This is a genomic window from Actinomadura sp. NPDC023710 (genome assembly GCF_040639875.1).
GTDB classification, from domain to species: Bacteria; Actinomycetota; Actinomycetes; order Streptosporangiales; family Streptosporangiaceae; genus Spirillospora; species Spirillospora citrea.
The window spans coordinates 140362-155096 of sequence record NZ_JBFAGB010000022.1 but is presented as its reverse complement, the minus strand read 5'-3'; the positions used below and the strand labels follow the sequence as shown (position 1 = coordinate 155096).

General features: G+C 74.6%; 4 protein-coding genes. 2 read left to right on the top strand and 2 right to left on the bottom strand.

Annotated elements, in window-relative coordinates:
• Positions 1-17: 17 nt before the first annotated feature.
• A complete protein-coding gene (locus AB0H37_RS25355) occupies positions 18-146 on the bottom strand; it encodes a DNA-formamidopyrimidine glycosylase family protein (RefSeq protein WP_360615646.1) in 129 nt (42 codons plus the stop codon).
• A 25-nt stretch (positions 147-171) separates the two neighbouring features.
• Entirely contained in the window at positions 172-1479 is a 1308-nt protein-coding gene (locus AB0H37_RS25350) for a salicylate synthase (protein WP_360615644.1), read from the bottom strand.
• A 116-nt stretch (positions 1480-1595) separates the two neighbouring features.
• Between AB0H37_RS25350 and AB0H37_RS25345 the strand changes: the two genes are divergently transcribed.
• Together AB0H37_RS25345 and AB0H37_RS25340 are read left to right on the top strand one after the other, a co-directional pair.
• A complete protein-coding gene (locus AB0H37_RS25345) occupies positions 1596-13607 on the top strand; it encodes an amino acid adenylation domain-containing protein (protein WP_360615642.1) in 12012 nt (4003 codons plus the stop codon).
• Positions 13608-13710: 103 nt separating this feature from the next.
• The gene (locus AB0H37_RS25340) at positions 13711-14730 is read left to right on the top strand and encodes an iron-siderophore ABC transporter substrate-binding protein (RefSeq protein WP_329091430.1); all 1020 of its coding nucleotides are present in this window, start codon (positions 13711-13713) and stop codon (positions 14728-14730) included.
• The last annotated feature ends 5 nt before the right edge of the window (positions 14731-14735 follow it).

Below are 14735 nucleotides of genomic sequence, written 5' to 3'. Positions count from 1 at the left end.
AGCAGAAGGCGCTCGACCTACTCACCAAGGACTACACCGGGGCCGCGCAGGACGCCGGGGTCGAGCACCGACACCGAGGCGATCGGCTCGCCGGTGTGCTCGGCGAGCACCCGGCGGAAGCCTTCGACGTCAGGAAGTTCCGGCATGGCGGGTTCCTACCCCGCCACGAGTTCAGGACCGCGGGACGACGTGCGGCGCGATGCTGGAGAGCTTCTCGCAGGTCTCCTCGTATTCGCGGTCGGGGGTCGAGGCGCTGACGATTCCCGCGCCGGCGCGCAGCCACGCCTGGCCGTCCTCGGCGTAGAGGGCGCGAAGGACGAGGGCGGAGTCCAGCGCGCCGTCATGGGAGACGGTGACGACGGCCCCCGAGTACAGGCCGCGTCGTTCCTCCAGGCGGGTGATGGCCTCGATCGCCTCGGGCTTCGGGATGCCGGACGCGGTGACGCCGGGGAAGAGGGCGTCCAGCGCGTCCCACGCGGAACGGCCGGGGGAGAGGGTGCCGCTGACGCTGGAGCCCAGGTGCTGGACGCTCCCGCGCTCCTTCACCGTCATGAAACCGGTGACGTGGACGGTGTCCTGGTCGCAGACCCGGTACAGCTCCTCCTGCGACGTGCGGACGGAGACGGCGTGCTCGTAGATCTCCTTGGGGTCGGTCTCCAGGTCATGGCGGGTGCGTGCGTCGGTGTCGGCGCCGAGGCCGAAGGCGCGGGTGCCGGCCAGGGGCTGGGTCATGACGTGCCCCGCGGCGTCGACGCTCGCGAGCACCTCCGGGCTGAACCCGGTGGCCTGGAAACCGCCCAGGTCGAGCAGGAACGAGCGGGCCGGGGTGTTGGCCTCGCGTCCCCGGACGTAGGTCGAGACGACGTCGACCGGGTGAGGGATGTCCAGCCGGCGCGACACGATCACCTTCTGGTAGCGGCCCGCGTGGATCTCGGTCACGGCCTCGGCGACGCGCTCACGGTAGGCGCCGCCGACTCTGACGTCGACGGGGGAAGGCTCGCCGACGGAATGGCCGTCCGGCTTGGCCAGGAGCTTGGTGACCTGCTCGATGTCCGTCTCGTACACGCCGGTGACGGTGACGCGGCCGTGCTCGGCCCGTACTTCGGTGCGGGGGACGATCAGGTGCGCGAGCCTTCCGGCGGGACGAGGAGCGGCGAACTCGAACGCGATCCAGCCGTAGGCATTCCAGGCGGGCAGGGGCGCGGCGGCGAACGTGTCGCGGAGCGCGTCGGCGGGGCGGCCCGTCCAGGGGCGGGTGATCGGGGCCTGGCCCGGCCAGTGGGCGTGGACGGCGCCGGCGTCGAGGACGACCTCGGCGAGCATGCCTCCCGCGAACGTCCATGAGCCGGGCCGCTCGTAGACGACGTAATCGCCGAACAGGCCCGATCCGGCCAGGCGGGCCATGAGGGCGAGCGGCGCCGAGGCATGCTCGACGACCAGCTCGACGGGGTTCGCATGGGTGTGCAGACCAGTGGACAAGGCAGCTCCCTCTCGTGGCCGGAAGGTCAAACTTAGGTAAGGCTAACCTTGCACGTTTTTTATAGGCAAGGCTAACCTAACCGGCGGTGGCGAAGCCGACGACGAAAGAGTTGAGCGTGGAGCAGACGACGACGGCGGCGCGGCGGCGCGAACTGATGCGGCGGATGATGGCCGAGGCCGGGCTGGGCGCGGACACCGCCCGACTCGCGCCCCGGGGGTCGGACGGACCGGCCCCCCTGTCCTACGCGCAGCAGAGCATGTGGCTGCACCACCGCGCCTTCCCGGACAGCCCCGCCTACAACGTCTGCCTGCTCGTCCGCATGTCCGGCCCGCTCGACGCCGGGGCCCTCCGCGAGGCGCTGCGGGCGCTGATCCGGCGGCACGCCGTCCTCCGCACCGTTTACGCGGACGGCCCGGAGCAGCGGGCCGTGCAGATCGTCGCGGACGACGACTCGCTCGACCTGCCGCCGGTCCGGTGCGCGGACGCCGGGGCGCGGGCGGCGGAGCTGGCGGCGCTCCCCTTCGACCTGCGGGCCGAGCGGCCGATCCGGCTGGAGCTGCTCAGACTCGGCGAGGACGAGCACGCGCTGGTGCTCGTCGTGCACCACATCGCCTGGGACGGCATGACCTGGGGCTCGCTCTCGCGCGATCTCTCCGCGCTCTACCGCGCCGCCGTCGCCGGCGCCCCGGACGAACTGCCCTCGCTGGACGTCCAGTACGCCGACTACGCCGAGTGGGAGCAGCAGCGGTCCGTCGCCGAGGACGACCTCGCCTACTGGCGCCGACGCCTCGATCCGCCCCCCGCTCCGCTCGACCTGCCCGCGGACCGTCCGCGCGGCGCGGTCGTGTCCGAGCGCGGGGGACGGCGGGCGCGCCGCTTCGACGACTCCGTGACCGAGGGCATGCGGAGGCTCGCCGCCGAGGAGAACCTCACCCCGTACATGGTGATGACGGCCGCGTACGCGGTCCTGCTGCACCGCTACACCGGCTCCGACGACGTGGCGATCGGGTCGTCGGTGATGAACCGCGAGCACGCCGAGGTGGAGCGGCTCGTCGGAAACTTCGGCAACACGCTCGTGCTGCGCACCGACCTGTCCGGGACGCCGACGTTCCGAGAGGCGCTGCGGCGGGCCGGGCGCACGGTCACCGAGGCCTTCGCGCACCAGGCGCTGCCGTACGACCGGCTCGTCCAGGAACTGCGGCCCGCGCGCGGGCGCGGGCGCTCGGCGTTCTTCGACACGATGCTGCTGTTCCTCGCCCAGGAGATCGGTGAGCTGGACCTGCCCGGCATCGCGTCGAGCTGGACGCACGTCCACAACGGCACCACGCACTTCGACCTGTCGCTGGAGGCGTTCGTCCGGCCGCAGGGCATGACGGTCGAGGCGACGTTCCGGCGCGAGCTGTTCGAGGACGAGCGCATCGACGCGCTGCTCGCCCACCTGGAGACCCTTCTGCGCGCCGCGCTGGCCGACCCCGACCGGCCCATCGGCGCGCTGGAGGTCATGGGCGCGGACGAGCGCGCCCTGATCGGCGAGGCGAACGCCACCGACCGCGCCCTGCCCGCGACCGACGTCGTCGCGCTGTTCGAGGAACAGGCGGCCCAGGCTCCGGACGCCACCGCGGTCGAGGCGGGTGACACCGCTCTCACCTACGCCGAGCTGGACGAGCGGGCCTCCGCCCTGGCCGCCGAGCTGCGCGCCCGAGGCGCCGGGCCGGAGAGCGTCGTCGCGCTCGCGCTGCCGCGCACGCCCGACCTCGTCGTCGCTCTCCTCGGCGTCCTGAAGGCGGGGGCCGCCTATCTGCCGCTGGACCTCGACCATCCCGCCGACCGGCTCGCCTACATGCTGGGCGACGCCGGGCCGCTCTGCGCGATCGTCACCCGGGACACCGCGCCGCTCCTCCCCGAGGACGGCGACCTCCTCGTCCTCGACGACCTTCTCCGCGACGCCGGAAACACCCGCACGGCACGCTCACGTCCGGGCGAACTCGCCTACGTCATCTACACCTCCGGCTCCACAGGCCGCCCCAAGGGCGTGGCGATCCCGCACGGCGCGCTCACGAACTTCCTGCTCACCACCCGCGCTCGGCTGGACCTCGGCACCGGCGACCGGCTCGTCGCCGTCACGACCATCGCGTTCGACATCGCCGCCCTGGAGATGTTCGTCCCGCTGATCAGCGGCGCGACGGTCGTCCTCGCGGACCGCGGCACCGTCCGCGACCCGGCCGCCCTCGCGAAGCTCCTGGCGGACGCGACCGTCGTTCAGGGCACCCCGTCCCTGCTCGGCACGCTCGACCCGGAAGCGTTGAAGGGCCTGCGCGTCCTGGTCGGCGGTGAGGCGCTGCCGCCCGCGCTCGCCGCGTCGCTCGCGGAGTCCGCCACGCTCGCGACCAACCTGTACGGGCCGACCGAGGCGACGATCTGGGCGACGTCCGCGGACCTCCCCGCGGAGGGCATCGGGACCCCCTTCTGGAACACCCGCGCCCACATCCTGGACGCCGCCCTGCGCCCGGTCCCGCCGGGTGTACCGGGTGAGCTCTACCTGGCGGGCGCGCAGCTCGCCCGCGGCTACGTGGGCCGCCCCGACCTCACCGCGGAGCGCTTCGTCGCCGACCCGTCCGGCCCGCCGGGATCCCGCATGTACCGGACGGGCGATCTCGCGCGGCGCGCCCGCGACGGGTCCGTGGAGTACCTCGGCCGCACCGACGACCAGGTCAAGATCCGCGGGTTCCGGATCGAGCCCGCCGAGGCGCAGGCCGTGCTCGCCGCGCAGCCCGGCGTCGCGCAGGCCGCGGTCGTCGTCCGTGAGGATCGCCCCGGCGATCCCCGTCTGGTCGGCTACTACGTTCCCGCCGAGGGACTCGACGAAGCCGCCCTGCGCGGCGCGCTCGCCGGAGCGCTGCCCGAGTACATGGTGCCGTCCGCGCTCATCGCCCTGGACGGCCTGCCCCGGACGGTCAACGGCAAGCTCGACCGCGCCGCGCTGCCCGCCCCCGAGGCCGAGGTGTCGGGACGGGCGCCGCGCGACGCCCGCGAGGCCGCCCTCTGCGCGATCTTCGCCGAGCTGCTCGGCGTCGAGGGCGTCGGCATCGACGACGACTTCTTCGCGCTCGGCGGGCACTCGCTGCTGGCGGCGCGCCTCGCGGCCAAGGCCCGGACCGTCCTCGGAGCGGAGCCGTCCATCGCCGACGTGTTCGAGGCGCCGACGGTCGCCGCGCTCGCGCCCCGCCTGGTCGCCACCGACGCCGTCCGCGTCCGCGACGTCGCGCGCCCGGAGATCGTCCCGGCGTCGGCGGCGCAGCGCGGCCTCTGGCTGGAGGAGCGGCTGCGCGGCCCGTCCGCCTCCTACTCGCTGCCGCTCGGGATCCGCCTGCACGGCCCGGTCGACGAGGCCGCCCTCGACCAGGCGTTCGCCGATGTCGTCGCCCGCCACGAAGCACTGCGCACGCTCCTCGTCGAGGGACCGGACGGCCTGCCCGTCCAGCGCGTCCTCGCCCCGGACGTCCCCGTGCGCCTTGCCGTCGTCGACGCGCGGGACGAGGCGCCGGAAGGGCGGGCGGCCATCGAGAAGGCCGCCACCGCGCACGTCTTCGACATCGGACGCGACCTCCCCGTCCGCGGCACCCTCGTCCGGACGGGCGACGCCGACTGGTCGCTGATCCTGCTCCTGCACCACGCCGCCGCCGACGAGTGGTCGTTCACGCCGCTGCTGGCCGACCTCGCCCGCGCCTACGAGGCCCGCCGGGACGGACGGGGTCCCGGCTGGGGGCCGCTGCCCGTCCAGTACTCCGACTACGCGGCCTGGCAGCGCGAGGCGGCCCCGGGCACCGCGCCGCAGCTCGACTTCTGGGAGGAGACGCTCGCCGGGCTGCCCGAGGAGACCGTCCTGCCCTTCGACCGGCCCCGCCCGGCCGAGGCGAGCCGTCACGGCGGGCTGGTGCCGTTCCGGATCCCGGCGGAGGGGGCGCGGCGCCTGGCCCGCGACACCGGCGCCAGCGTGTTCATGGTGCTGCACGCCGCCGTCGCCGCGCTGCTCCAGCGGTCCGGCGCGGGCGACGACATCGCCCTCGGCTCCCCGATCGCGGGACGTGCCGACGAGGACCTCACCGACCTCGTCGGCGTCTTCGTCAACCCGCTGGTGCTGCGCACCGACCTGTCCGGCGACCCGACGTTCGCCGAACTGCTCCAGCGCGTGCGGGCCGCCGACCTCGCCGCGTTCTCCCACGCCGACGTCCCGTTCGAGCGGGTCGTGGACCGGCTCGCCCCCGAACGCTCCCTCGCCCGCAGCCCGCTGTTCCAGGTGATGATCGTCCACCAGCGGCTGGACGACGTGCGGCTCGCGCTGCCCGGGGTGCGCGCGGAGCCGTTCCTGCCGGAGACCGGCGGCGTGAAGTTCGACCTCGACCTGTACTTCGCGGAAGCCGACGACGAGGTCGAGGGGTTCGCCGCGTTCGCCGCCGACCTCTTCGACGCCTCGACCGTCGAGCGGCTGATGGACGACCTGGGCGCACTGCTCGCCCAGGTCACCGCCGATCCCGGCCGCCGGCTGTCCTCCCTCGGCGCGCCCGTCGAGCATCCCGACACCGCGTGCGAGCCACCCGCCCGGACCGTCGCCCAGCTCATCGAGGCGCAGGTCGCGCGGACTCCGCACAAGACCGCCCTGGTCTTCGGGGACGCCGCCCTCACCTACGCCGACCTCGACGGCCGCGCCGAGGCCCTCGCCGACCGGCTCGCCGCCGCCGGGGCGCGCCCCGACGAGGTCGTCGCGCTCGCCCTGCCCCGCTCGGACGAGTTCGCCGTCGCCCTGTTCGCCGTGCTCAAGACAGGTGCCGCCTACCTGCCCATCGACCTGTCGTACCCGCCTGCCCGTATCGCCGCGATGCTCGACACCGTCCGGCCGTTGCTGGTCCTCGGGCGCGACGAGCCGCCGTCGGACCCGCCCCGCCGCGAACGCCCGGACGTCCACCCCGACCACACGTCCTACGTCGTCTTCACCTCCGGCTCGACCGGGAAGCCCAAGGCCGTCGCCGGCACGCAGCGCGCCCTCGTCAACCGGCTCGCCTGGGGCGCGGGCCTCGCCGCCCCCGGCATCCGCGCCGCCAAGAGCTCGCCCGCGTTCATCGACGGGACGACCGAACTGCTCGGCGGCCTCGTCGCGGGCGACACGGTCGTCATCGCCGACGCCGAGACCGCCGCCGACGCCGTCGCGCTCGCCGACTTCATCGAACGCCACGACATCGGCCTCGTCACGCTCGTCCCGAGCCTGCTGGCGGCGCTCGCGGACGGCGGCCTGCCGCCCTCGGTGACCACGTGGATCAGCAGCGGCGAAGCGCTGCCCGGCGCGCTCGCCGACAGGGTGCCGGCGCGGCTGGTCGACCTGTACGGGTGCTCGGAGGCCGCCGGGGACAGCCTCATCGCCGAGGCGGGCGGGCTGCGGCCCATCGCCAACACCCGCGCCCACGTCCTGGACGCCGCGCTCCGCGAAGTCCCCGTCGGGGAGCTGTACCTGGCGGGCGACGGACTGGCGCGCGGATACCTCGGCGACCCCGCCCGCACCGCCGAGCGGTTCGTCGCGAACCCGTTCGGTCCGCCCGGCTCCCGCCTCTACCGCACCGGGGACCGCGTCCGGCGCCGCCCGGACGGCGGGCTGGACTTCCTCGGCCGCGCCGACGAGCAGATCAAGATCCGCGGCTTCCGGATCGAGCCGGGGGAGGTGGAGTCCGCGCTCGCCGCGCAGCCCGGGGTGCGGCGCTCCGCCGTCGCCGCGCACGGATCCCGCCTCGTCGGCTACGTCACCGGCGACGCCGAACCGGAGACGCTCGACGCCGCGCTGCGCGCCCTGCTGCCCGACTACCTCGTTCCCGCCGAACTGGTCGTTCTGGACGAGCTTCCCCTCAATCCCAACGGGAAGGTCGACCGGCGCGCCCTCCCCGAGCCCGGACGCCCGGCCGGCGGGCGGGCCCCGGCCACCGAACCGGAACGCGTCCTCGCCCGCCTCGCCGCGAACGTCCTCGGCCGCGACGCGGTGGGAGCCGACGACGACTTCTTCCGCACCGGAGGCGACAGCATCAGCGCGGCGCTCCTGGTCGCCCGCGCCCGCCGCGCCGGCCTCTCGTTCACCGTGCGGGACGTCTTCCGGCTGCGGACCGTCGAGGCCCTCGCCCTCACGGCCGCGCCCTCCGAGACGAACGAGCCCGCCCGAACGGCGGACCCTGCCGGCGGGCTACCGCTGTCGCCGCTCCAGGAAGGGCTGCTCTACCACCTGATGCTGGCCGGCGAGGACCGCGACATCTACGTCCAGCAGGCCGTGGTGACGCTGTCCGGGCCGGTCGATCCCGAGCGGATGGCGCGGGCGGTGCGCGCCACGCTGGAGAAGTACCCCAACCTCCGCGCCGGGTTCCGGACGGACGGCGACCGCGCGGTCCAGTTCGTCCCGGACGACTTCGAGACCCCGTGGACGCACGCCGACGTGGCCCCGCACGAGCTGGAGGCGTTCGTCGACGCCCAGCGCGCCGAGCCGTTCGACCCCGCCGCACCGCCCCTGATCCGGTTCGCCCTCGCCCGCCTGGCCGAGGACGACCACCGGCTGGTCCTCACCTCCGAGCTGATCCTGCTGGACGGCTGGTCCGGCGGCCTGCTGGTCACCTCGCTGCTCGGCGCCTACACCGACGCCGCCGCCGAGGCCCGCCGCCCCGTCCCGCCCTTCCGGGCGTTCCTCGACTGGGTGAACGGCCGCGACAGGGGCGCCGCGTCGGACGCCTGGCGCCGCGCGCTCGACGGCTTCGACGAGCCCGCCCTCGTCCGGCCGGGCCTGGTCGACGCGCCCGCCGACCTCGCGGGCGCCGGCGAGGTGCACCGCGCGCTGCCCGCCGGGCTCGCCGAGCGCCTGGACGAGGTCGCCCGGGACCGGGGCGTCACGCCCGGGACCCTCTTCCAGACCGCGTGGGGCCTGGTCCTGATGGGCCTGACCGGACGCGACGACGTCGTCTTCGGTGCCTCGGTCTCCGGCCGCCACCCCGACGTCGACGGCGTCGAGTCGATGGTCGGACTGCTGTTCAACACCGTCCCCGTCCGCGTGCAGGCGGGCCCGGCGGACGCCCTCGCCGAGGTGCTCGACCGGGTCCAGGCCGCGCAGTCCGAGCTGTTCGACCACTCCTTCGTCGCGCTCGCCGACGTCCAGCGCGCGACCGGGCTGGGCACCCTCTTCGACACGCTGTTCGTCTTCCAGAACTTCCCGGGCATGCCGACCGACCGCGCCTTCGGCCCGGACGGCGGCCTGCGGGTTCTCGGGCGCGAGGTGCGCGACGCCACCCACTACCCGATCACCATGGTCGTCGAGCCGGACGCCGGTCTGCGCGTCATGTACCGGGGCGACGCGTTCACCGAGGCCGAGACCGAGCGCGTCACCGACCGCTACGTCCAGGTCCTGCGGCGGCTCGCCGAGGCGCCCGGAACCCCGTGCCACGGCCTCGACCTTCTCGTCCCGCAGGAGCACGACCGGCTCCGGCGCGATTGGGACGAGACGCGCCGTCCCGTGCCCGAGCTGACGGTCGCGGAACTGCTCGCCGAGCGCGCGGCCGAACGGCCCGGCGACCCGGCGCTCGTCTCGCTGCCGGACGTCCGCCTGACCTACGGCGAGCTGAACGCCGAGGTCAACCGGCTCGCCCGGCTCCTGCTCGCCCACGGAGCGGGCCCCGAGAAGGTCGTCGCGCTCGCCCTGCCGCGCTCGGCGCAGATGGTCGTGGCCCTGTTCGCCGTCCTGCGCACGGGTGCCGCCTACCTGCCGCTGGAGCTCGACTACCCGGCCGACCGGCTCGACTACATGCTCCAGGACTCGGCCCCGGTCTGTCTGGTCTCGCACCGCGACATCGCCGCAGGCCTCACCCACTCCGGGGCCACCCTCGCCCTGGACGACCCGGCGACCGCGCGGGCCCTCGCCGCGCTGCCCGCCCACGACCTGGCGCCGGACGACGTCCCCGGGTTCGCGCCCGGCACGCCCGGCAGGCTCGACCACCCCGCCTACGTCATCTACACGTCCGGCTCCACCGGACGGCCCAAGGGCGTGGTGACGCCCTACCGGGGCCTGACCAACATGCAGTTCAACCACCGCGCCAACATCTTCGACCCGGTGGTCGCGTCGGCGGGGCGGCGCCTCCGCATCGCCCACACCGTCTCCTTCTCCTTCGACATGTCGTGGGAGGAGCTGCTCTGGCTCATCGAAGGCCACGAAGTGCACGTCTGTGACGAGGACCTCCGCCGCGACGCCCAGGCCCTCACCGCCTACCTGCGCCAGCACGAGATCGACGTCATCAACGTGACGCCGACCTACGCCCAGCAGCTCCTGGAAGAGGGCCTCCTCGACGGCGGGCACCGGCCGCCCCTGGTCCTCCTCGGCGGCGAGGCCGTCCCGACGGCGGTGTGGGAGCGGCTCGCACGCGCCGACGGCGTCCTCGGCTACAACCTCTACGGCCCGACCGAGTACACGATCAACACGCTCGGCGGCGGCACCGAGGACAGCGCCACCCCCACCGTCGGCAAGCCGATCTGGAACACCCGCGGGTACGTCCTGGACGCCTGGCTGCGTCCCGTCCCGCCCGGCGCGCCCGGCGAGCTGTACATCGCGGGCGCCGGGCTGGCGCGCGGCTACCTCGGACGCGCCGACCTGACCGCCGAGCGCTTCGTCGCCGACCCCTCCGGCCCGCCCGGAGCGCGCATGTACCGGACGGGCGACCTCGTGCGCGTCCGCGACGACGGCAACATCGACTTCCTCGGCCGCACCGACGACCAGGTGAAGATCCGCGGCTACCGGGTCGAGCTGGAGGAGATCGAGACCGCGCTCGCCGCCGAGCCCGGCGTCGGCCAGGCCGCCGTCGTCGCGGCCGAGACCGGCGTCCCCGGCGTCAAGCGCCTCATCGGCTACGTCGTCCCGGACGGCTCCCGCGACGGCGCCGCCGAAGAGCAGCTCGCCGAGTGGCGGCAGATCTACGACACCGAGTACACCGAGGTCGGCACGGTCGTCCATGCCGAGGAGTTCGCGGGCTGGGACAGCAGCTATGACGGCGCCCCCATCCCGCTGGACCACATGCGCGAGTGGCGCGAGACCACCGTCGAGCGCATCCGCGCGCTCGGCCCCCGCCGCGTCCTGGAGATCGGTGTCGGCGCGGGCCTCCTCCTCACCCGCCTCGCGCCCGGCAGCGAGGAGTACTGGGGGAGCGACTTCTCCGAGCCGGTCATCGCCAAGCTCCGCGCGGACCTCGGCGGGGGCGCAGCAGAGCCCGCGTCCCGGGACTGGCGGGCCGTCGGCTCCGGCTCGCCCGTCCGCCTCAGCTGCCGGCCCGCCCACGACACCGGCGGCCTGCCCGCAGGCCACTTCGACACCATCGTCGTCAACTCGGTGGTGCAGTACTTCCCCGGCGCCGCCTACCTGGAGGACGTCGTCGCCAAGGCGATGCGCCTGCTCGCCCCTGGCGGCGCCCTGTTCATCGGGGACGTCCGCGATCTGCGCACGGTCCGCTGCCTGCACGCCGCGGTCCAGCTCGGACGCGGCGGGGGCGATCCGGACGCGATCGAGCGCGCCGTCCGCCTGGAGAAGGAGCTCCTCCTCGACCCGGCCTTCTTCACCGCGCTGGACGGCCCCGCCCGCGTGGACGTCCTCGTCAAACGCGGCACCCACCACAACGAACTGACCCGCCACCGGTACGACGTCGTCCTGCGCAAGGACGCGGCCCCCGCCCCGCCGGCCCCGGCCATCGACTGGACCACCCTCGACGATCTCGGGAACAGGCCGACGGGACCGCTGCGGGTCCGGGGCATCCCCGACCCGAGGTCCTCCGGCGAGGTCGCGGCGCTCCGGGCGCTGCGCGAGGGGGCCTCGCCGGACGAGGCACGGGCCGCGCTGGCCTCGGCCCCGGAGGGGATCGAGCCCGAGACGCTGCACGAACTGTTCCCGGACGTCGTGCTCACACCGTCCGACCAGGCCGGCCGCTATGACGCCGTGTTCGGCGGGGGAGCGGCGTGCCTGCCGGCCGAGCCCGGACGCGCGCCCGCCTCGTATGCGAACGACCCGGTCGCCGCGCGCGACCACGGCGTGCTGGCCGCGCGGGTCCGCGAGGGCCTCAAGGCGCGCCTGCCCGGATACATGGTGCCGAGCGCGATCATGACGCTGGACGCGCTGCCGCTCACGGTGAACGGCAAGCTCGACCGGCGCGCCCTGCCCGATCCAGGGCAGGACGGCCCGCGCCGCACGGGACGGGCCCCGCGCACCCCCGTCGAGCGACTGCTGTGCACGCTGTTCGCCGAGGTCCTGGACGCGCCCGGCGCCGGGATCGACGACGACTTCTTCGACCTCGGCGGCCACTCGCTGCTCGCGACGAGGCTCGTCGGCAGGGCGCGGGCGGTGCTCGGCGCCGAGCTCGCCATCCGCGACCTGTTCGAGGCGCCGACCGTCGCGGAGCTGGCCGGGCGCCTGCACCGCGGCGCCGAGGAGCGGGCCCGGCCCGTCCTGGAACCGGGGGAACGGCCCGAGCGCGTGCCGCTGTCGTCCGCCCAGCGGCGGCTGTGGATGCTCGACCAGCTGCTCCGCGAGGACGACGGGCCCCGCGACGCCTACCACCTGCCGCTCGCGGTCCGCCTGCTGGGCGACCTCGACCTCGCGGCCCTGGAGGCGGCGATCGGCGACGTCACCGCCCGGCACGAGAGCCTCCGGACGGTCTTCGCCGAGCACGAGGGCGTCCCCTACCAGCGGATCCTCGACCTGGGCGAGGTGCGGCCCGTCCTGGAGGTGGCGACCTGCGCGCCCGAGGACGTCATCGCCAGGCCGTTCGACCTCGCCGAGCAGATCCCCCTGCGGGTGGCGGTCTTCCCGGAAGGCGAGCGGGAGCACCTGCTGCTCGCCGTCTTCCACCACATCGCGTTCGACGAGTGGTCGTTCGGGCCGTTCGCCGGCGACGTGGCCGAGGCGTACGCGGCGCGGCTGGACGGCAAGGAGCCCGCCTGGGAGCCGCCGCCCGTCCAGTACGCCGACCACGCCCTGTGGCAGCGGGAACTGCTCGGCGACCCGGCCGACCCCGGCAGCGTCCACGCCCGCCAGCTCGACCACTGGGCGCGGGCGCTCGCGGACCTGCCCGAGGAGATCCCGCTGCCGGTGGACCGGCCGCGCCCCGGCACGGTCGGGCAGCGCGGCGGCACCCTCACCGCCGACCTGCCGCCCGGCCTCACCGGCCGGCTCGGGCGCGTCGCGCGGGACGCGAACGCCAGCATGTTCATGGTCTGCCAGGCCGCCGTCGCCGCGCTGCTGCACCGCATGGGCGCGGGCGACGACATCCCCCTCGGCAGCCCCGTCGCGGGACGCACCGAGGAGGCCGCCCGGGACCTCGTCGGCTTCTTCGTGAACACGCTCGTCCTGCGCGCCGACGTGTCCGGCGACCCGGCGTTCGCCGAGCTGCTCGCCCGCGTCCGGGAGGCCGACCTCGCCGGGCTCGCCCACCAGGACCTGCCGTTCGAGGCGGTCGTGGAGGCGCTGCGCCCGCGCCGCGTGCCCGGGCGCAACCCGCTGTTCCAGGTCATGGTCGGGTACGAGAACCAGGGCGTCGGCGACGTGCTGTTCCCCGGCCTGGAGCAGCGGGAGGCGCTGTTCGGGCCCAGCTCGGCGAAGTTCGACCTGGACTTCATCTTCCGGGAGGGCCCGGACGGGCTCCGGCTCATCGTCGACTACTCCGCCGACCTGTTCGACCGCGGCACGGTCGCCGCGCTGGCGGAGGGCCTGGTCGCGCTGCTCGCGGCCGTCGCCGACGACCCCGGCGTCCGGGTCGCCGCGCTGCCGGCCGTCCTGACCGCCCGCGCCGTGACCGCCGAGGCGGCCCCGGAGGCGGCGCGCCGGGGCGACGAACGGGAGGCGGCCCTGTGCCGGATCTTCGCCGCGGAGCTCGGGGTGCCCGAGGTGGGCCCGGACGACGACTTCTTCGACCTCGGCGGGCACTCGCTGCTCGCGATGAAGCTGGTGCGGCGCGTCCGGCGGGAGCCCGGTTGCGCGGATCTGAAGATCGCGACCCTGATGGCGGCGCCCACCGTGGCGGGTCTGCTCGCCCGGCTCGCGCCCGCCGGCGGGAAAGAGGCGGTTCGGCGGGAGTGAGGCGGCTCATACCCGCCCGGCCATTGCCTAGTTAGGCAAGGCTAACCTAATATCCCTGATCAACACCTCCGGCTTCCCCTCCCCCCAACATGGAAGGTCCGCTATGCGCACCACGATGCGGCGCCTGACCGTCGCCGCCGCGCTCGTCCTCGGACTCGGATCGGTCGCCGCCTGCGGCGACGACGAGCCCACCGGCGGCTCCGGCGGCTCCGGCGGTGCGGCCGGGGCCTTCCCGGTCACCGTCGCACACAAGCTCGGCTCCGCGGAGGTGAAGGCCGCGCCGAAGCGGATCGTCGCGCTCGGCGAGGTCGACCAGGACGCGCTGCTCGCCCTCGGCGTCACGCCCGTCGGCATGGCCGAGCTCACCGGCGTCCAGCCCGACGGACTCGCCCCCTGGAGCGCGCCCGAACTGACCCGCGACAAGCCCAAGCTGCTCAAGGCGGGCGAGGCGGGCTTCAACCTGGAGGAGATCGCCGCGCTGCGGCCCGACCTGATCCTCGCCGCCGGCGACTTCGCCATCGACAAGGAGTACGGCAAGCTCTCCAAGCTCGCGCCGACGCTCGCCTACCAGAACGGCCCCGCCGAGGACTCCTGGCAGCAGATCACCCGGCAGGTCGCCGCCGCGATCGGCCGTCCCGAGGACGGCAGGAGACTCGTCGCCGACGTCGAGGCGAAGATCGCCGGGGTGAAGACCGCGCACCCCGAGCTGACCGGCAAGGAGTTCGCGTTCACCAGCGTCTTCCCCAACGGCAACATCGGCGTGATGAAGTCCGGGGACGACACGAGCGTGAAACTGCTCCAGCAGTTCGGCATGACGCTGCCCGAGTCGCTGAAGAAGCTGCCCGGCGACGGGTTCGCCGCCGAGCTGAGCATGGAGAAGGTCTCCGTCCTGGACGTGGACGTCCTGCTCAGCCACTACAACGACGATCCCGCCACCCAGAAGAAGATCGAGGGCAACAAGCTGTTCGCCGGGCTCGGCGCCGTCAAGCGCGGCTCGTACGTGGCGCTGGACCTGAAGTCGTTCTGGCCGCTGCGCACCCCCACCCCGCTCGCCGTCCCCTACGTGATCGACCAGGTCGTCCCGCAGATCGCCAAGGCCGCGAGCGCGGCCAAGCCCGCCTGATGCCG